At 69.0% G+C, this 18,979-nt stretch carries 17 protein-coding genes and 1 pseudogene; 13 read left to right on the top strand and 5 right to left on the bottom strand.

The genetic code is table 11. From position 1 onward, the window contains the following. Positions 1 to 44: 44 nt before the first annotated feature. Positions 45 to 800 carry an SDR family oxidoreductase gene (locus tag AB0B96_RS07195; protein ID WP_362897015.1) on the bottom strand — a complete coding sequence of 252 codons (756 nt, stop codon included), beginning with the start codon at positions 798 to 800 and terminating at the stop codon, positions 45 to 47. Here AB0B96_RS07195 and AB0B96_RS07190 point away from each other — a divergent pair. The 9 genes from AB0B96_RS07190 to AB0B96_RS07150 all read left to right on the top strand — a co-directional run bounded on the left by AB0B96_RS07190 (position 721) and on the right by AB0B96_RS07150 (position 12,118). Continuing rightward, the gene (locus AB0B96_RS07190) at positions 721 to 1,818 is read left to right on the top strand and encodes a carbon-nitrogen hydrolase family protein (RefSeq protein WP_362897014.1); all 1,098 of its coding nucleotides are present in this window, start codon (positions 721 to 723) and stop codon (positions 1,816 to 1,818) included. The genes AB0B96_RS07195 and AB0B96_RS07190 overlap by 80 nt on opposite strands. Before the next feature lie 29 nt (positions 1,819 to 1,847). Continuing rightward, positions 1,848 to 2,822 (top strand): cyclase family protein, encoded by a 975-nt coding sequence (locus AB0B96_RS07185; RefSeq protein WP_362897013.1) that lies wholly within the window; start codon positions 1,848 to 1,850, stop codon positions 2,820 to 2,822. 53 nt (positions 2,823 to 2,875) lie between these two features. Beyond that, complete coding sequence (locus AB0B96_RS07180; protein WP_362897012.1) at positions 2,876 to 4,573, top strand: dihydroxy-acid dehydratase; 1,698 nt, start codon at positions 2,876 to 2,878, stop codon at positions 4,571 to 4,573. Between the two features lie 117 nt (positions 4,574 to 4,690). Continuing rightward, complete coding sequence (locus tag AB0B96_RS07175) at positions 4,691 to 5,416, top strand: GntR family transcriptional regulator (RefSeq protein ID WP_362897011.1); 726 nt, start codon at positions 4,691 to 4,693, stop codon at positions 5,414 to 5,416. Between the two features lie 332 nt (positions 5,417 to 5,748). Then, positions 5,749 to 8,118, top strand: coding sequence for an endopeptidase La (lon, locus tag AB0B96_RS07170; RefSeq protein ID WP_362897010.1), 2,370 nt, complete (start codon positions 5,749 to 5,751; stop codon positions 8,116 to 8,118). Positions 8,119 to 8,254: 136 nt separating this feature from the next. Further along, positions 8,255 to 9,397: a Fic family protein gene (locus tag AB0B96_RS07165; RefSeq protein WP_362897009.1), complete on the top strand. Its 1,143-nt coding sequence runs from the start codon at positions 8,255 to 8,257 to the stop codon at positions 9,395 to 9,397. Positions 9,398 to 9,728: 331 nt separating this feature from the next. After that, positions 9,729 to 10,691, top strand: coding sequence for an ATP-binding cassette domain-containing protein (locus AB0B96_RS07160; protein WP_362897008.1), 963 nt, complete (start codon positions 9,729 to 9,731; stop codon positions 10,689 to 10,691). Beyond that, a complete protein-coding gene (locus tag AB0B96_RS07155; protein ID WP_350943662.1) occupies positions 10,688 to 11,344 on the top strand; it encodes a methionine ABC transporter permease in 657 nt (218 codons plus the stop codon). The genes AB0B96_RS07160 and AB0B96_RS07155 overlap by 4 nt, the downstream gene beginning before the upstream one ends. Before the next feature lie 168 nt (positions 11,345 to 11,512). Continuing rightward, positions 11,513 to 12,118 (top strand): hypothetical protein, encoded by a 606-nt coding sequence (locus AB0B96_RS07150; RefSeq protein ID WP_362897007.1) that lies wholly within the window; start codon positions 11,513 to 11,515, stop codon positions 12,116 to 12,118. A gap of 120 nt (positions 12,119 to 12,238) precedes the next feature. On the opposite strand, the gene AB0B96_RS07145 is transcribed toward AB0B96_RS07150, so the two are convergent. Together AB0B96_RS07145 and AB0B96_RS07140 are read right to left on the bottom strand one after the other, a co-directional pair. After that, on the bottom strand, positions 12,239 to 13,045 hold the full coding sequence (locus AB0B96_RS07145) for an SGNH/GDSL hydrolase family protein (RefSeq protein ID WP_362897006.1): 807 nt from the start codon (positions 13,043 to 13,045) through the stop codon (positions 12,239 to 12,241). Then, on the bottom strand, positions 13,042 to 13,617 hold the full coding sequence (locus AB0B96_RS07140) for a PadR family transcriptional regulator (RefSeq protein ID WP_362897005.1): 576 nt from the start codon (positions 13,615 to 13,617) through the stop codon (positions 13,042 to 13,044). Before AB0B96_RS07140 ends, AB0B96_RS07145 begins: the two co-directional genes overlap by 4 nt. 361 nt (positions 13,618 to 13,978) lie before the next feature. Between AB0B96_RS07140 and AB0B96_RS07135 the strand changes: the two genes are divergently transcribed. From AB0B96_RS07135 to AB0B96_RS07125, 3 genes are all read left to right on the top strand, one after another. After that, positions 13,979 to 15,340 (top strand): trypsin-like peptidase domain-containing protein, encoded by a 1,362-nt coding sequence (locus AB0B96_RS07135; RefSeq protein WP_362897004.1) that lies wholly within the window; start codon positions 13,979 to 13,981, stop codon positions 15,338 to 15,340. A 327-nt stretch (positions 15,341 to 15,667) separates the two neighbouring features. Continuing rightward, positions 15,668 to 16,993, top strand: a complete 1,326-nt coding sequence (locus tag AB0B96_RS07130) for a serine hydrolase (RefSeq protein ID WP_362897003.1) — start codon at positions 15,668 to 15,670, stop codon at positions 16,991 to 16,993. Positions 16,994 to 17,002: 9 nt separating this feature from the next. Next, the gene (locus tag AB0B96_RS07125; protein WP_362897002.1) at positions 17,003 to 17,842 is read left to right on the top strand and encodes a serine hydrolase domain-containing protein; all 840 of its coding nucleotides are present in this window, start codon (positions 17,003 to 17,005) and stop codon (positions 17,840 to 17,842) included. Here AB0B96_RS07125 and AB0B96_RS07120 read toward each other — a convergent pair. Further along, positions 17,758 to 18,079: pseudogene (locus tag AB0B96_RS07120) on the bottom strand (IS982 family transposase); the annotation flags it as partial. The gene AB0B96_RS07125 and the pseudogene AB0B96_RS07120 overlap by 85 nt on opposite strands. Positions 18,080 to 18,233: 154 nt before the next feature. Between AB0B96_RS07120 and AB0B96_RS07115 the strand changes: the two are divergent. After that, the gene (locus AB0B96_RS07115) at positions 18,234 to 18,776 is read left to right on the top strand and encodes a GNAT family N-acetyltransferase (protein ID WP_362897001.1); all 543 of its coding nucleotides are present in this window, start codon (positions 18,234 to 18,236) and stop codon (positions 18,774 to 18,776) included. 53 nt (positions 18,777 to 18,829) lie between these two features. Here AB0B96_RS07115 and AB0B96_RS07110 read toward each other — a convergent pair whose 3' ends face one another. Continuing rightward, positions 18,830 to 18,952, bottom strand: a complete 123-nt coding sequence (locus AB0B96_RS07110) for a hypothetical protein (RefSeq protein ID WP_362897000.1) — start codon at positions 18,950 to 18,952, stop codon at positions 18,830 to 18,832. Positions 18,953 to 18,979 lie beyond the last annotated feature (27 nt).

The raw sequence follows: 18,979 nt of genomic DNA, 5'->3' as shown, positions 1-18,979 counted from the left end.
TGGAAACTGCGCGAGCCGGGGATGGGGGAGGTACGCCGGTGCTCTCAGACGGCGGTGTAGCCGCCGTCTACGGCCACGTCCGCCCCGGTCATGAAGCCGGCGGCGGGGCTCAGCAGGAAAAGGATCACCTTGGCCACCTCCCGCGGTTCCGCGAGACGCGCGATCGGATGGCCTTCGATGAGGCGCCGCCGAGCCGATTCGGGATCGGGCTGGGAGCCGAGGTAGGTCTCCAGCTGCTCGGTGACCACGGACCCGGGGCTGACCACGTTGCACCGGATCCCGGCGGCGGCGTAGTCGACGGCGATCTGGCGGGACAGCTGCGACACCGCACCCTTGGAGGCGCAGTACGCGGCCTGGTTGGCCAGGCCGACCGTCCCCGAGATCGAGGAGAGGTTGACGATGGAGCCCGGTGACCCCTGGGCGAGCATCGCGCGCACCACGTGCTTGTTCAGCAGGAAGGTGCCGGTCGCGTTGATCGTGATGACCCGCTCCCAGTCGGCGAGTGTGGTGTCGACCAGTGGTTTCGCCACGATGGTGGCGGCGCAGTTCACCAGACCGTCGATCCGGCCCCACCGGTCGAGAGCGATCCGTACGGTCCCGGCGACGGCCTCCTCGTCGGTGACGTCCAGTCCGTGTGCCACCGCGTCCGCGCCGTTCGAGCGGAGTTCGGCGGCGAGCCGCTCCGCGAGCTCGGCCCGTTGATCCGTCAGTAGGACGGACATGCCGGCCGCCGCGCATTCGCGGGCCGTCGCGGCGCCGATCCCGCCCACGGCACCGGCGAGGACAACTACTTCTGGCATGACCGTTACCTCTCAGGTGCAATGTCCGAATCAGGTCGGGCCACCATTGCATGCAGCACTTTGCATGTCAATGGTGAATGCTGCGCTTGACGTGCAGCATGCTGCATGCAACTCTGAGCCGTGTTCACTCCCTCATGGACATCAGAGGTGCACATTGCCCGGTTTGGATACGGGGTCCGGCATCCCGATCGGCGTGGCTCAGATGAGCGTCGACCGAACGGATGCGGCGGCGAACGTCGATCGAGTCGTTGAGATCCTGCGGGCAGGCGCCACGGCCGGGCACCGGCTGGTGGTCTTCCCCGAATGCGTGCTCACCGGCTACCTGTTCGACTCCCGTGCCGACACCTACGCCGCCGCGCTCAACGTCGCGGATCCGAGGATCGGCCGCGTGGTGGACGCCTGCCGTGCGAACTCCATCCACGCGGTGGTCGGTCTCCTGGAGGAGACGGACGGGGTGGTCCACAACTCGGCCCTGGTGATCGGGCCCTCCGGGATCATCGGCCGTTACCGTAAACAACACCTGCCCTACCTCGGTGCGGACCGTTTCGTCGAACAGGGCGACGGCACCGAGCCCCGGGTGGTCGACACCCCCTTCGGCAGGGTCGGTGTGATGATCTGCTTCGACCTGAGGTTCCCCGAGTCCGCTCGCGAGCTCGCGCTCCAGGGCGCCGACGTCATCGCGATGCCCACCAACTGGCCCGCGGGGTCGGACTTCCTCGCCGACCACGTGACACGGGTGCGCGCGCTGGAGAACCTCACCTATCTCGCGGTGGCCGACCGCCCCGACTCCGAGGCCGGCACCCCCTTCATCGGCAGAAGCCAGATCATCGCGCCCTCAGGAGCGGTGCTGGTGGACGCCGGGCAGGAGGAGGGGTTGTTCGGAGCGGAGATCGACGTGCGGAACGCCCGGACGAAGAGACTGATCATCGAGCCCGGCCGGTTCGAACTCCCGGTGTTCTCCGGACGCCGCCCCGAGATGTACGGCGAGATCACCCGCCCGGTGCCCCCGGGCCGGTAAGCGAAGCGAACAGGAAGGCGGACACCACCATGTGCGGGCCCGCGCTCATCAGTGAGGCGACCAGGGACAAGATCGCGGCGTACTGTGCCACGTTCCGAGAGGTCACCCGTAGCCCATTCGGCCCCGACGACGAGATCGGCATGCTGAACCTGCTCACCCCCGAGGCCTCGCGCGAGGTGCTGCGACGGGCGGACGGCGGCAGTGCCATCGACCTGTCGGTGGACTACTTCGTCGGAATGCCCTCGTGGACGAAGGCGGGCGACCCCGGCTTCCAGCAGTGGATGACGCACACCCCGGCCGGTACGGTCCTGGACGACATCACCGGAATGGGGCGCGAGCAGAACGAACTGGTCTCCTACTCCGGCGACGCCATCTCGATGTACACGCACTGCGGAACCCACATCGACACGTTGAACCACTTCGGGTACAACGGCCGGATCTGGAACGGCTTCTCCGCGCAGGACCACATCAGCTCCCGGCACTGGACCAGGTGTGGTGCGGACAAGATCCCTCCCATCATCGCCCGCGGCGTGCTCTTCGACGTCGCCGCGCTGCACGACGTCGACATGCTTCCCGACAACCACGGGATCGGCGAGGAGGACCTCCGCCAGGCGCTGCGACGTCAGAACGTCGAGTTCCGGCCCGGTGACGTGGCGCTGGTGCGCACGGGCCGGATGCGTGCCTGGCCGAAGATCGACGCCTACATCGACAACAGTCCCGGCCTGAACCTGGAGGGGGCCCGGTTCCTCGCCCGGCTCGGCGCCTCGGTCATCGGCGGCGACACCCTCGCCCTGGAGCAGATGCCGGCCGCGGACGAGGAGAACTGGCAGGTCGTCCACACCTATCTCATGGGAGAGGCGGGCGTCCCCATCATGGAGGTGGTCGACTGCGAGCGGCTCTCGGCGGACGGGCTCCACGAATTCGCCTTCGTCGCCGCCTCCCTGAAGCTCCGTGGCGCGACCGGTGCTCCCACGCGTCCGCTCGCCATGCCTCTCCGACACTGACGCCCCCTTTTCCCTTCCCCCCGATCGGTTTGACCCCCGGAGGTCCACCCACCATGAATACGACGCCCCCGACCGAATCGGTCATCGACCGGGCTCGCACGTCATACGGTGACGACGGTTTCAGCAAGTACCTCCGGCGTGCCTTCCTGGCCTCCAGCGGGTACGACGACGTGGCGCTGGACCGGCCGATCGTCGGGATCGCGGTGACGAAGTCCGACTACAACACCTGCCACCGCGACATGCCCGCCCTGCTGGCGGCGGTCAGGCGCGGGGTCCTGGAGGCCGGCGGCCTTCCCATGGAGTTCCCCACCATCTCGCTCGGGGAGATCCTGACCTCCCCGACGACGATGTTGTTCCGCAACCTGCTCGCGATGGACACCGAGGAGATGATCCGCGCGCTTCCGATGGACGCCGCGGTCCTGCTCGGCGGATGCGACAAGACCGTGCCGGCCCAGCTGATGGCCGCGGCCTCGTCGGACAAGCCGGTGCTCCTCGAGGTCGTCGGGCCGATGATGACGGGCAGCTGGCAGGGCGAGCGGCTCGGGGCCTGCACCGACTGCCGACGTTTCTGGGGCAGGCACCGCGGCGGCGAACTCGACGAGGCGGAGATCACCGGTGTCCGCGACGAACTGGTGTCGACCGCGGGAACATGCGCGGTCATGGGAACCGCCTCCACCATGGCCTGCATCACCGAGACCCTCGGCATGATGCTGCCGGGAGGCGCGACGCCCCCCGCCGCCACCGGCGCCCGCCTCCGGCACGGTGTCGAGACCGGCCGCCGCGCCGTCGAACTCGGCCGGTCGGGAGGCCCGCTGCCGAGGGAGATCATGACCCCCGCGGCGTTCCGCAACGCCATCCGCGTGCTCTCGGCGTTGAGCGGATCGACGAACGCGCTGATCCACCTGACCGCCGTGGCACGAAGGGCCGGGGTGCCGCTCGACCTCAGGGACTTCGACGCGATCGGCGCCGAGGTGCCGCTCCTGGTCGACTGCAAGCCCGCCGGATCGGGTTACCTGGAGGACTTCCACCGTTCCGGAGGACTGCCGGCGCTGCTGAAGGTCCTGGAGCCCATGCTCGAACCGGAGACGGTCGGGGTCTCGGGGAACACCCTGGGATCGCTGATCGAGGGGACCCCCGCCCGGCAGGACTGGCAGACCACGATCCGCCCGCTGAAGGACCCTCTGGGAGCGGCGGGGAGTCTGGCGGTGCTGCACGGCACGCTGGCCCCGGGCGGCGCGGTCATCAAGACCGCCGCCGCGAGCCCTCACCTGATGGACCACACCGGACCCGCGCTGGTCGTCGACTCGGCGGAGGACGCGGCCCGGATCCTGGACGACCCGGATCTGGACGTCACGCCGGATCACGTGCTGGTGCTGCGCAACGCGGGACCCGTCGCCGCGGGGATGCCGGAGGCCGGTGCCCTGCCCATCCCCGCCAAGCTGGCCCGCGCCGGGATCCGGGACATGGTCAGGGTCTCCGACGCGCGGATGAGCGGCACCTCCTACGGCACCGTGGTGCTGCACTGCACCCCGGAGGGCGCGGCAGGGGGACCGATCGCGCTGGTCCGTGACGGTGATCTCATCAGACTGGACGTCGCGGCCCGGCGACTCGACCTGCTCGTGGACGAGGACGAACTGGAGCGGCGCCGTGCGGACTTCGTCCCGCCCGAGCTGCCGGCACGCGGCTGGCGGCGACTGTACGCGCAGACGGTGCTCCCGGCCACCGAGGGAGCCGATCTATCATTTCTCTGAAACGGCTGCCATGCCACACGCCGCATGTCGCTCTCTGGATGCGTCCCTGAATCAGCAGGGGCATCATTGAGCGTCACGTCAGACGCTGTAGATCAAAAACACCAGGAGCCATGCCGGATGGAACAGATTTCGACGGATAAGACAACGCTGACGACTCAGACGTTCGAAGTCATCCGCCGGGCCATCCTCACGGGCGAGCTGGCACCTGGCACGTTGCACTCCGTGGTGGGGATCGCCGCCCAGTTGGGAGTGTCCCGGACGCCGGTCCGGGAGGCTCTCCTCCAGCTCGCCACCCATGGGGTCGTCAGTTTCGAACGCAGCCGCGGTGTCAGGATCCTCCAGATGACGACGCGTGACATCGAGGAGATCTACTCGATCCGCTTCCTGCTCGAGGTTCCCTCGGTCTATCGCGCCGCGACCACGATGAACGACGACCAGATCGCATCGGTCTCGGAGGCACTGGAGAAGATGGGCAAGGCGGTCGAGATCGGGGACGAGCGCCTCTTCCAGGAGGAGGATGTGAAGTTCCATCAGCTGATCCTGGAAGGAGCGGGCAACGAGCGGGTGACCCAGAGCGTCGCGACGACACGCGCCCAGATGTCCGCCCGAGGTCTGTCCACGACCCAGACCAGGACGCTCGCCGACATCTGGCGAGTTCACGAGCGCATCCTGGAGCGCATTCAGGCCCGTGACAACCAGGGTGCCGCACAGGCCATGCACGATCATCTGCTGGAGACCACGCGCCTGCTGCTGACCCAGTCGACCGGGGATCCGCTCACCGGGGCCGGCTTCGAACCTCCGGTCTTCCCCGTCGTCTCGCCCCAGAACCCCTCGCACCCCTGACGGCTCCGCGCGCGGGCACCGGACGTGCCCCGCGTCGGCCTCGTGCTCGATGACGGTGAGACGGCTCCGCGCCTCAGCGCCGGACGTCTCGCCGCCGGGCGCCCCTCGCGAGGGGCGCCCGGCGGCGTATCGGCCGTCCTCCGCCCCTGAGGCGCGATCTTCCTCACCCCTTCGCCGACGTGGTCCGGCGTACACGTACTCCTGAAGCGGTCGGGTTGTCCGAGCAGCCGTGATTACACAATTACGATCGCTCACAGCGAACAGGCTCAACGCCGGGAACATTATCGGACTCCCATTAATTGAGTGTGTATAACTCAACCCTTGGAGTTCACATGAGTGAGAGCTTGATCCTCCCGGTCCTGCCGCTCGACGACGAGGTCGTGCTGCCGGGCATGGTGGTCCCGCTTGACCTGTCGGAGACCGAGGTCCGGGCCGCGATCGACGCGGCGCAGGCTCTCGCTGACAACAAGCCGGAGGTCCTTCTCGTTCCCCGGATCGACGGCAGATACGGCTCGGTGGGCGTGCGGGCGATCGTCGAGCAGGTGGGCAGGCTCCCCGGAGGCGAGCCGGCGGCCGTGGTGCGCGGTGTCGACCGGGTGCGCGTGGGCACCGGCACGACCGGCCCCGGCGCGGCCCTGTGGGTGCAGGCCACCCGCATCCCCGCCGTCGCGGCGGGCGAGCGCGCGCACGAGCTCGCCAAGGAGTACAAGGCGCTGGCCACCACGATCCTGCAGAAGCGGGGCGCCTGGCAGGTCGTCGACGCGGTCAACCAGATGGACGACCCCTCGATCCTCGCCGACAACTCGGGGTACGCCCCCTGGCTGAGCGTCCCGCGCAAGGCCGAGATCCTCCAGACCGCCGACCCCGCCGACCGCTTGGAGAAGCTGGTCGAGTGGTCGCGCGAGCACCTGGCCGAGCTCGACGTGGCCGAGACGATCCGCAAGGACGTCCAGGAGGGCATGGAGAAGCAGCAGCGCGAGTTCCTGCTCCGCCAGCAGCTCGCCGCGGTCCGCAAGGAGCTCGCCGAGCTGAACGGTGACACCTCCGCCTCCGAGGAGGAGGACTACCGCTCCCGCGTCGAGGCCGCCGACCTGCCCGAGAAGGTGCGCGAGGCCGCGCTCAAGGAGGTCGACAAGCTGGAGCGGACCTCCGACCAGTCTCCGGAGACCGGCTGGATCCGCACCTGGCTCGACACCGTCCTCGACATCCCGTGGAACGAGCGGACCGAGGACTCCTACGACATCGCCGCGGCCCGCGCCGTCCTCGACGCCGACCACACCGGCCTCGACGACGTCAAGGACCGCATCATCGAATACCTGGCCGTCCGCGGACGCAGGGCGGAGAAGGGCCTCGGCGTGGTCGGCGGACGCCGCAGCGGCGCCGTGCTCGCGCTGGCCGGCCCTCCCGGGGTCGGCAAGACCTCCCTCGGCGAGTCCGTGGCCCGCGCGATGGGCAGGAAGTTCGTCCGGGTCGCCCTCGGCGGCGTGCGCGACGAGGCCGAGATCCGCGGTCACCGGCGCACCTACGTGGGGGCACAGTCCGGCCGGATCGTCCGGGCCGTCCGCGAGGCCGGTTCGATGAACCCGGTCGTGCTGCTCGACGAGGTCGACAAGGTCGGCTCCGACTACCGGGGCGACCCCACCGCCGCGCTCCTCGAAGTGCTCGACCCGGCGCAGAACCACACCTTCCGCGACCACTACCTGGAGGTGGAGCTCGACCTCAGCGACGTGCTCTTCCTGGCGACCGCGAACGTGCTGGAGGCGATCCCCGGCCCGCTGCTGGACCGCATGGAGATCGTGACGCTCGACGGCTACACCGAGGACGAGAAGGTCGCCATCGCCCGCGACCACCTGCTTCCGCGCCAGCTCGACAAGGCCGGTCTCACCGCGGAGGACGTCATCGTCGGCGAGGACGCGCTGCGCAAGCTCGCCGGTGAGTACACCAGGGAGGCCGGGGTCCGCTCCCTGGAGCGCTCGATCGCCAGGATCCTGCGCAAGGTGACGGCGAACGTCGCGCTCGGCGAGAGCGAGCTGCCCGTGGCGGTGGAGGATCTGGTCCCCTACCTGGGCCGCCCGCGCAACGTGCCGGAGTCCTCGCTTCCGGAGTCCAGCCAGCGTACGGCGGTGCCCGGCGTGGCCACCGGCCTCGCGGTCACCGGAGCGGGAGGCGACGTCCTCTACGTGGAGGCGTCCCTGGCCGACCCCGAGACCGGCGACACCGGTCTGACCCTCACCGGTCAGCTCGGCGACGTCATGAAGGAGTCGGCTCGGATCGCGCTCTCCTACCTGCGCTCGCGGGGCGCGGAGCTGGAGCTGCCCGTCGGTTCCCTCAAGGACCGTTCGGTGCACGTCCACTTCCCGGCCGGAGCCGTTCCCAAGGACGGCCCGTCCGCGGGCGTCACCCTGATCACGGCCCTCGCCTCGCTGCTGTCGGGCCGTCAGGTCCGCGCCGATGTGGCGATGACCGGCGAGGTCTCCCTCACCGGCCGGGTGCTCCCGATCGGCGGGGTGAAGCAGAAGCTGCTCGCCGCCCACCGGGCGGGCATCACGACCGTGCTGATCCCGGCGCGCAACGAGCCCGACCTGGACGACGTCCCGCAGGCCGTCCGCGACGAGCTCACCGTGCACACGGTGAGCGACGTGCGCGAGGTCCTGGAGATCGCGCTCACCCCGGCCAAGGTGGCCGAGCACGCCGCCGCCTGACCGGCGCTCCCCGAGACGGCCCGCTCTCTCCGACGAGAGGGCGGGCCGTCCGCGTCATTCCCGGATGAAACGGACGTAGCGAATATAAATGAACGAATCATCAAGTCGATTGACCAAATGATTTGATCATGGTGGCATGGGATCCATGCTGTACGGAACGCCTTTCCTGGAGGCCGTCGACGAAGCGGTGCTCGGCGAGATCGAGGAGATGCGCCGCGACCTGAAATACCGTCTCGCGGAGAGTCACCGCTGGGACGGCCAGCTCCGGCGCCAGCTCCAGGCGCGGGCCATCCAGGGATCCAACTCGATCGAAGGCTATCGAGCCAGCGTCGAGGACATCGAGTCGATCATGGCCGGTGAGGAGCCGCTGGAGACCTCCGGTGCGGTCGCCAGGGAGATCTCCGGCTACCAGCAGGCACTCACCTACATCCAGATGCTCTCCCGCGCCCCGGTGTTCGCGTTCGACGCCGGACTGCTCCACGCACTCAACTTCATGATGATCGGTCATCACCATGACAAGACCCCGGGCACGGTGCGGTCCGGTGGCATCTACGTCCGCGACTCCGCCACCGGAGAGGTCGTCTACGAGGGGCCCGACGCCGAGCGGGTGCCGGAGCTGATGGCCGAGCTGGTCACCTGGCTCAACGAGGGCGACCTGGAGGCGCCGAGCTACGTGCGGGCGGCGATGGCCCACTTCAACCTGGTGAGCATCCACCCCTGGCGCGACGGCAACGGCCGCATGTCGCGGGCGCTCCAGACGCTCGTGCTCGGCAGGGACCGGATCACGACCCCGGAGTTCTCCTCCATCGAGGAGTGGCTGGGGCAGTCCAGGAACACCTATGACTACTACGACGCCCTGGCGGGGATGCAGAAGCGGAGCTGGAGTCCGCATGGAGACACGCTGAACTGGGTGCGTTTCTGCCTGCGCGCCCACCACCTCCAGGCCCAGCAGGTCCGGCGGAGACTCTCGGAGGCGGGGGAGGTGTGGATGCTCCTGGAGGAGCGGATCGACGCCGACGGGCTCAACCCCCGCACGGTCTCGGCGCTGTACGAGGTGTTCGTCAACCGGCGGCTGCGCCGGAGCAGATACCAGCTGGACGAGTCGCTCAGCCAGGGGCAGGCGGTCAGGGACCTGCGCGATCTGGCGGCGAAGGGCTGGCTGACGCCGTACGGGGAGACCAAGGGCCGCTTCTACGCGCCCGGGGAGAGGATGCGGGTGATCAAGGAGGACTTCGCCCAGCGGATCACCCCCCTGCGGGACCCGTACCGGCATGACTAGGGAGCCGGTCAGGTAACCGCACAAAGTGTTGATCAACACCAGATACGGTCAGGTCGACCTGTTGCGACCCGCGGTTCACCCGAAGGCCGGACACCGCCTGGTCCTTGCTTGACCGGTCTTGACCGGTGCTCCAGCCGGTGGTCGGACACGGGGCCGTTCACCGAGACGATCCTTCGGGACCCGTATCGGCATGACCGGCCCCGGCCGGACCTCGGCGTGACCGGGTACGGTCGTGGTCGAGGGCACCATGTGCCGATATTTCTGACAAGTGATTGATCTCACCTAACATGTCGGGAATGAGGGTAAATAGCGGGCGCGTTGGGAACCGGTTGTGATCGATGTGTCGGGCCTGCGGAAGGTCTATCAGGATCGGGGCCGAGAGGTGGTCGCCGTCGACGGGGTGGATCTCCACGTCCGCGAGGGCGAGATCTTCGGCGTGCTCGGGCAGAGCGGCGCCGGTAAGAGCACCCTGCTGCGCTGCGTGAACCTCTTGGAGCGGCCGACCTCCGGCACCGTCTCGGTGGCCGGACAGGAGCTGACCGGCCTGAAGGAGGGTGAGCTGCGCAGGGCCCGGCAGCGGATCGGGATGATCCACCAGCACTTCGCCCTGCTCTCCTCCCGCACGGTCGCCGGGAACGTCGCCTTCCCGCTGGAGGTGATGGGGATGGCCAAGGCCGAGCGTGCCAGGCGTACGGCCGAGCTGCTGGAGCTGGTCGGGCTGGCCGACAAGGCGGGGGCGCACCCCGCGCAGCTGTCGGGCGGGCAGAAGCAGCGGGTCGGCATCGCCCGCGCGCTGGCGGGAAGCCCTCCGGTCCTGCTGTCGGACGAGGCCACCTCGGCGCTCGACCCGGGCACCACACAGTCGATCCTCGCCCTGCTCAAGCGCCTCAACCGCGAGCTCGGCCTGACGATCCTGCTGATCACCCACGAGATGCACGTCGTGAAGTCGATCTGCGACTCGGTCGCGATCATGCGGGACGGCGTGGTCGAGGAGTCGGGGACCATCCCCGAGCTGATCTCCAGGCCCGGCTCCAGGCTCGCCGCCGAGTTGTTCCCTCTCCCCGAGCCGGAGCCGGGCCAGGTCACGATCACCTTCACCGGGCAGGCCGGTGAGCCGGTGGTCTCGCAGGTGGTCCGCAAGTTCGACGTCGACGTCAACATCCTCGGCGGGGCGCTGGAGGAGGTGGCGGGCCTCTCGACGGGACGGCTGCGCCTGCTCGTCACCGGTGACGAGCGCGCCGCCGCGCTCACCTACCTGGCCGGACGCGGCCTGCTCGTCGAGGAGGCCCGATGACCTGGGAAGAGATGCTCCCGCTGCTGCTGGAGTCGACCGGCCAGACCGTCCAGATGGTCCTGTGGTCGACCCTGTTCACGGTGATCCTCGGCCTCCCGCTCGGGGTGGCGCTGGTCGCCACCGACCGGGGCGGGCTGTTCCCCTCGCCCGCGCTCAACCGGGTGCTCGGGCTGATCGTGAACATCGGCCGCTCGCTGCCCTTCATCGTGCTGATGATCGCGATCCTCCCGCTGACCAGGCTCATCGTCGGCACGACCATCGGCACCATCGCCTCGGTGGTCCCGCTGACCCTCGGCGCGGCGCCGTTCTTCGCTCGGCTGGTGGAGACCGCGCTGCGCGAGGTCGGCAGGGACAGGGTGCAGGCGGCCCAGGCCATGGGGGCGGGACGGGTGACCATCGTCGGCAAGGTCCTGCTGCCGGAGGCGATGCCGGGCCTGGTCGCGGGGCTCACGGTGACCGTGGTCGCGCTGATCTCGTACTCGGCGATGGCCGGGGCGATCGGCGGGGGAGGACTGGGGGACCTGGCCATCCGCTACGGCTACCAGCGCTTCGAGACCACGCTCATGATCGTCACCGTTGTCGTGCTGGTCGTCGTGGTGCAACTCGTGCAGACCCTGGGGGACACCGTCGCCCGCCGTCTCGCACGTAACTGACCGGATTGTCACACTGATCATTTACCCCTGTTTTATGATTTGTCCGGCAAGTAATTTTATTTGATCATTGATGTGGCCTCGCCTTTTAAGTGAAGTGAAAGTTACGGGCAATCGGCGCATCGTACAACGTGGGTGTCAAAATCCTCACTCCCGAGAGGAACCCTCGAAATGCGATTCGCCAGCCGAATCCTCCTGGGCGCCGGTGTCGCCGCCCTGCTCGCCACGGCTACTCCGGCGATGGCCAACGCCGAGACCGTGACCCCCGTCCAGACCGTCGCCACGACCACCTCCGCGGACCCCTTCTACGCCGACAGCTGGGGACCGTACTACTCCGGTGACAAGAAGGCGGAGGCCGAAGGCAAGGTCACCGTGGAGAAGAAGTCGGAGAAGAAGTGGTACTGGAAGAAGTATCACAAGATCGTCAAGAAGTGCACCTGGTACAAGGGTGAGAAGAAGTGCAAGTGGGTGAAGCAGTGGTTCAAGAAGCGCGCGTGGAAGTGGGAGGACACATACCACTACACCGTCGACAGTAAGCTCACCAACCACAAGTGGTGGGGCAAGCCCAGGCACTTCTGCGCGTGGGAGACCTTCAAGGTCGTGGGCTTCGACGGCTCGACCACTTTCAAGAGCTTCAAGAACTGCTCCAAGCGGCCCGGCTTCTACTCCTTCTCCGGTAAGGACGCCGAGCACATCTACGTCAAGGTGGGGCGGGGCAACCACGGCCACTTCAACGGTTACCAGAGTGGCTGGGAGAACATCTACAGCCACGCCTGATCCATCCGGCCGGGCCCCGCGCGGGGCCTGACCGTCCGCCGGGCCGCGATCTCGTCCGTGAGATCGCGGCCCGGTCGCGTACGGGCACCTCCCGCCGAACCCGCGGGGCGAGCTCGTCGATCAGCCGATGCCTGATTTGCCGGGCATCGGCTGATCGTTCATCGCCGGTGGAGTGAGAAGGGGACGCTTGGCCGTGCGGCCGTCACCCGAGGATCGGCCACGTAGACGACGGCCGATCCACGGCCTGGCGAAGGTGACCAGCCAGCGCAGCTCCGTCGCCGCGGTCCGCCAGGCGGCGGGGACGGGCAGCGTGGGGAGCGGAGACATCCAGGTGGAATCGCTACCCGGAAGGCTCAGAGCCTGCGCCATGGCGGCGGCGAGCCTGGCGTGCCCCACGGAACTGATGTGCAGGCGGTCCTCGTGCCACATCCGGGCATCCGTGACGAACGCGAGCGGGTACATGTCGACCACGGTGACGCCGTGGCGGGCGGCGGCCTCGCGGATGCGCTCGTTGAGGTCGACCACCCTGGGCAGGAGCGGGCGGGTGAGCGGCGCGACCCTGGTGATGTCGGGGAAGGTCGCGGTGACCACGTGCGCCCCGATGGCGGTCAGGCCCGCGAACATGTCCTCCAGGGCGCCGGCGACCTCGGCGGCCCGGTATCCGGGCCGGATGACGTCGTTCATGCCGGCCACGACCGTGGCCAGGTCGGGGCGCAGTTCCAGGGCGACCGGCAGTTGCTCGTCGCGGATCCGGGCGGCCTGGCGGCCGCGTACGGCGAGGTTGGCGTAGAGCAGGTCCGGGTTGGCGGCGGCCAGGTGCTCGGCGAGCCGGTCGGCCCAGCCGCGGTACCCGCTCACGTCGTCGCCGTCGCCGAGGCCCTCGGTCTGGCTGTCGCCGAGCGCGACGTAGCGGTGGTAGGTCTTCACGTCGGCTTTCCCTCGTTGTGTACGGCGCGTTCACCCAGCGTCCTGGCGGTCTGCAGGCACCAGTCGCGCATCTCCCGCTCCAGCCGGAGCCCTCCCAGGCAGGTGAGGTACGGGCCGACACGCTCCCCCCCGCGCAGGAACGACTCCTCGTCCATGTCGCCGCGCAGGCGCACCAGCATCTTGCCGAACAGCGCGAGCTTGGCCGCCGCCGCCTCCGCGCGCTCGTGGAGCTGGGCGATCAGAATCTCGGGGTCGAGCAGGTCGGACGAGTGGACCTTCACGGCCAGGTCGTCGCGGATGAGCAGGGGCTTGACCGGGCTCGCGGCGAAGGCGGCGAGCTCGCTCATCCCGGCCTCGGTCACGGTGAACACCCGCTTGTTGGGACGTCCTCGTTGCACGACCTCGCGGCCCGTCACCAGAGCGTCGGACTCCAGCTTGGCCAGCTCGGCGTAGAGCTGCTGGGGGGCGGCGTACCAGAAGTTGGAGACCCCCACATCGAAGATCTTGGTCAGTTGGTAACCGCTGTACTCGCCGTCCAGCAGCGCGGCCAGCACCGCGTGTCGCAAGGCCATCGGCTAGCCACCACAGTCATGGTGATTAATACTCATATTTATGAGTATGGAGCTGAGATGGGCTGAGAACAAGAGAGCGAGGCGAAATGCCGGTGGTGTCCTCGCGGACGATCGCCGCATTCCCCGGCCGGAGAGGCGGGTGGTCCTCGGCATCCCCGTCCGCGCGCCGAGTCCGGAAAAGATCTTCACGGTGGTCTCCGGGCCGTGGGGCACCCGCTGAGCACGGCGGATAAAGCCGTTGTCAGAGGATCCCGCTCGACGCGATCAGGCTCTTAACCTGGTCTTACGTGCGGTCGGGCATTGTTTTCCCTAACCGGTGAGTACCGGCCTCCGCCCCGTCGAATCGTGGGGGATGTAGGACTTGGGGGAAGACATGGACCCGAACAGGAATGAGCAGCAGGGCACACCGGCCGAGGCGACCCCCGGGAACGACGGCTGGACCCAGTTCGGCAAGGTGCCGCCACGCGTCGGCGCCTACCGCACCGACGCCGACACCGGACCGCAGCCGACGCTGATCCACCCGGTGCCGGAACAGCTCGCCGCCGAGGCGCCGGTAGGAGCCGGGGGGTACGGGGGATCGGGGGCGGTCCCCCCGCAGCGAGGAAGACTCAGCGTCGGGCAGAAGGTAGGCGCCGGTCTCGCTCTGGCGGCCATGGCCGTCGGAGGTGGGGTCGCGGGGGCCTTCGCCGCGACGAGTCTCAACGGCGGCGCCGTTGCCCAGGTCTCGTCGGCGGGCCCGGTGGTGAGCCAGGTCGGCAACGTGACCACGGTCGCCGACATCGCCCAGGCCGTCCAGCCCTCCGTGGTGTCGATCGAGATCAGGACCGCCGCCGGCGGGGGCGAGGGGTCCGGGGTGGTGCTGTCGGAGGACGGACTTATCCTGACCAACAACCACGTGGTGGAGGCCGGAGGCCAGGGGGGTCCGGGCAGCCAGGTGACCGTCAAGTTCAGCGACGGGAAGTCCGCCACCGCGAAGATCGTCGGTACCGACCCGGCCACCGACCTCGCGGTCATCAAGGCGGAGGGCGTCTCCGGCCTGACCAAGGCCTCGCTCGGCGACAGCGACCGGCTGAAGGTGGGTGACTCCGTTCTCGCGATCGGCAGCCCGCTCGGCCTGTCCGGCTCGGTCACCGCCGGGATCGTCAGCGCGCTGAACCGTACCCTGACCGTCGGCGGCGACCAGGGCCGGCAGCAGCTCCCGCCCGGCTGGGGCAGGGAGCAGCAGAGCGGCAGCGCGGGCACCACCATCGGCGGCGCCATCCAGACCGACGCGGCGATCAACCCCGGCAACTCGGGAGGTGCGCTGGTCAACGCGGCCGGCCAGGTGGTGGGCATCAACACCGCCATCGCCACCAACGGCGGGGAGGGCAGCATCGGCGTCGGCTTCGCGATTCCCATCACCACCGCCAACCAGGTCGCCCAGCAGCTCATCGAGAGCGGCAAGGTCTCCCACGCCTTCCTGGGCGTGAGCATGACCGACGCCACCGGGGACGCGGGCGGAGCCCTGGTCGGCCAGGTCACCGAGGGAAGCCCCGCGGCCAAGGCGGGCATCCAGCAGGGCGATCTGATCACCAAGATCAACGACACGGCGGTGGACGAGGCCGCCACCGTGGTCGGAGCCGTCCGCGGCTTCAAGCCCGGCCAGCAGGTGAGCATCACCTACGTCCGGGACGGGCAGCCCCACAGCGTCACGGTGACCCTCGCGGAGAAGACCGGCGAGTAAGGTTCCCCGACGGATGTGCCGCCGGAGCCACCACGGCTCCGGCGGCACATCCGTTTTCGTCGTTCACGGCACATCCTCGTCGTGGGCCGTGGGCCGTGGGCCGTGGGCCGTGGGCCGTGGGCCGCCGCCGGGTCCCGCTGGTCTCGAGCCCTCGCCGGAGGCGCCCCTTGCACGGGGCCGGAGAACGGGCGCTCCCGCGAGGCGGTTGGAGAACGACACAACGGATCGGGCCCGGTTCGTCGTGAAGGCCGAAGAAGCGCCGCCCGGGTGGGCTTAACGTTCGGACATGCCTCGCCTTCGGGTGGACCACGAAGAAAGGATCGTCGAATGGCTGGAGCAGCGGATCCCGGTCGTCGGCACGCCCGTCTCGCCGAGCTGATCACCGAGTACGAGGTACCCGGCGCGGGCCTGGCCTTCCTGCACGAGGGGGAGGTGCACGAGTTCGCCGCGGGCGTGCTCAACGTGGAGACCGGGGTGGAGGCGACCACCGACTCGCTCTTCCAGATCGGCTCGGTCACCAAGGTCTGGACCGCCACCCAGATCATGCTCCTCGTCGAGCGGGGCGCGCTCACGCTCGACACCCCGGTCGCCGAGGTCCTGCCGGAGTTCCGGGTCGCCGACCCCGAGGTGACCAAGACCGTCACCATCCGGCACCTGCTCTCGCACACCTCCGGCATCGACGGGGACCTCTTCCTCGACACCGGCCGCGGCGACGACTGCGTCGAGAAGTACGTCGAGGCCTGCGCGGACCTCGCGCAGAACCACCCCCTGGGCGCCACCCAGTCGTACTGCAACTCGGGGTTCGTCATCGCCGGGCGCGTCGTCGAACGTCTCACCGGCAAGGCGTGGGACGCCGCGCTGCGCGAGCAGATCATCGAGCCGCTCGGCCTGACCCACACCTGGACCCTGCCGGAGGACGTGCTGCGCTTCCGCGGCGCGATGGGCCACATCGACGGCGCACCCGCACCCGTCTGGGGCCTGATGCGCTCCTGCGGCCCGGCGGGGTTGATCTGCGCGCGTCCCGCCGACGTCGTGGCCTTCGCCCGCGCGCACCTGGGCACCGGCCTGCTCGCCGACCCGCGGGCGATGTGGGAGCCGCAGGTCGACATCCCCAACCCGTACACCCTGGGGAGGCAGTGGGGGCTGGGCTGGATCCTGGACGAGTGGCAGGGGCACCGGATCATCTCCCACGGCGGCAACACCATCGGCCAGGCGGCCATGCTCTGGGCCGTACCCGACAGCGAGACCGTGGTGTGCGTGCTGGCGAACGGCGGCCACACCGCCGCGTTCCACCACGCCCTCGCCACCGAACTCTTCGACGAACTGCTCGGCCTGGCCGTGCCGCCCGTGCTGGGACCGCCGGCCGTGCCGTTCGAGACCGACATCGAGCGGTACGCCGGCGTGTACGAGCGGGCGGGCAGCCGGATGACGCTCACGGTCCGCGACGGCAGGCTCTCGCTGCACATCGAGGCCACCGGAGCCCTCGCCGGGCTGAAGCAGCCCATGGAGTTCGGTCTCGTCGCGGTGGACGACGTCACCTTCGTCGGCCGTCCCGAAGGAGAGCCGCAGTGGCTGTCGGCGGTGTTCTACGAACTCCCCGACGGCTCGCCGTACATCCACCTGGGTGTGCGTGCCACGCCCAAGATCGCCTGAGGAGCCGGGATGTCCGAGAACCTGCGAGAGCGCCTCGACGAGGCGGCGCGGCGGCACGGCGTGCCCGGTGCGGCGCTCGCGATCTGGGCGGGCGGCGAACTCGTGGAGGCCGCCACCGGGGTGGTGAACAGGAACACCGGCGTGCGGACCACGGCCGACAGCGTCTTCCAGGTCGGTTCCACCACCAAGGTCTGGACCGCGGCCCTGGTGATGCAGCTCGTCGACGAAGGGCTGATCGAGCTGGACCGGCCGGTCCGCGAATACCTGCCGGAGTTCGCCGTCGCCGACGGCGCGGAGAAGGTCATCACCGTCAGGCACCTGCTCACCCACACCGGCGGCTTCGACGGCGACGTGTTCGAGGACACCGGGCGCGGAGACGACTGCCTGGACAGGTACGTGGACTTTCTGCGCGGCGCGGGTCACGTGCACGAGCCCGGAGCCCTCTTCTCCTACTGCAACGCCGGATACTGCGTGCTCGGTGCCCTGGTCGCACGGGTACGCGGCACCACCTGGGAACAGGCGATGCGCGAACGCCTGCTGGACCCGCTCGGTGCCGCGCACTCGGCGCTGCTGCCCGAGGAGGCCGTCCTGTTCAGGGTGGCGGCCGGTCACGTCGGTCCAGAGGGGACGGTCCACCCCACCTGGCACATGCCGCGCTCCAACGCCCCCGCGGGCTCGACCATGTGCCTGGCCCCGCGCGAACTGGTCCGCTTCGGCCGGATGCTCGTCGCCGGAGGACTCACCCAAGACGGCACCCGGCTGCAGCCGGCCCAGCCGGCCAGGGCGGAGCGCTGCACCGTCGGGCGCGACATCCCGCACGGCACCGGCGTGGAATCGGTGATCCAGTGATTGTCGAACCAGAAGTCGCTGTCCATGGCCAGTTTCCGGATCATCCGCTTGACCAGGGGAAACGCCGCGCGCAGGCGTTTGTTGTATCCCGACTGCTGCGGCAGGTACGGGAACATGCCGGACAGGTGCGTGCGGGCGAAGCGTAGCCAGCGGGCCTCGGAGCGGTGGCCCAGGCAGAGCCTGGGCCACCGCCAGGCAAACGAGTTCGGAGTCGCTGAGCAAGGGCGGTCTGCCCATCCACCGGCTTCCTCCGATCCCGTCGTCGATCTTCACATATAGTGCGGTCAAGAGGGTGTTCAGATCTTGCGTCACAACAGGATCCTGGGCGCCCTCGCTGTGTCTGCGGGACCGGATGCCTGAAGGCAGTCCGACTGAGGGGAAATCGATCGTGATGGGAGTGAGAACCGAGCGGCTGGTGCTGCGCCGCTGGCGTGAGGAGGATCTGGAGCCGCTGGCCGCGATCGACGGAGATCCGGAGGTCATGCGCTTCATCGGTGATGGCTCGGTCCGCAGCAAGGAGCAGACCGCCGCCGCACTCGCGTTCATGGAACGGGAGTGGGACGAGCGTGGCTTCGGAATATTCGCCGTGGAGCTGCGCGAGACCGGGGAACTGGTCGGCTGGGTGGGGCTGACGGTCCCTGGCTTCCTTCCCGAAGTTCTGCCGGCTGTGGAGATCGGTTGGCGTCTGGGACGGCGTTTCTGGGGCCGGGGTATCGCCACTGAGGCGGCCGGAGAGGTACTGCGCTTCGGATTCGCCGAGGCGGGCCTGGATCGGATCATTAGTATCTGCCACGCCGATCACCACGCGTCCGCCCGCGTTATGACGAAGCTGGGCATGCGCCAGGAGCGGGAGACGGTAGTCCCGGCCTACGGGCAGTCAGTGCGGGTCCTGGCGATCACCCGCGGTGAATTCGACGCCATCCACGGCAGTTGATCTGCGGGTCGATGCTCGGCGAAACACGGTCCCCGCACTTCGGACTTACTCGTCTAGGTGTAGGACACCAGGACGACGCGGGGCTCTCCGTGCCGCTCCACGATGGTGGGTTCGCCGGTGAAGGGAGCGGCGCCGATCTGGTGTCCCAACTGGTCGCGGAGTTCTCGAACACTCATACGTTCCGTCATGGAACCATCGGTGCC

Source organism: Streptosporangium sp. NPDC049046 (assembly GCF_040649155.1).
In the GTDB taxonomy this organism is placed as follows: Bacteria; Actinomycetota; Actinomycetes; order Streptosporangiales; family Streptosporangiaceae; genus Streptosporangium.
Note: the sequence above shows the minus strand (reverse complement) of the source record. Positions and strands in the feature narration are given on the sequence as shown.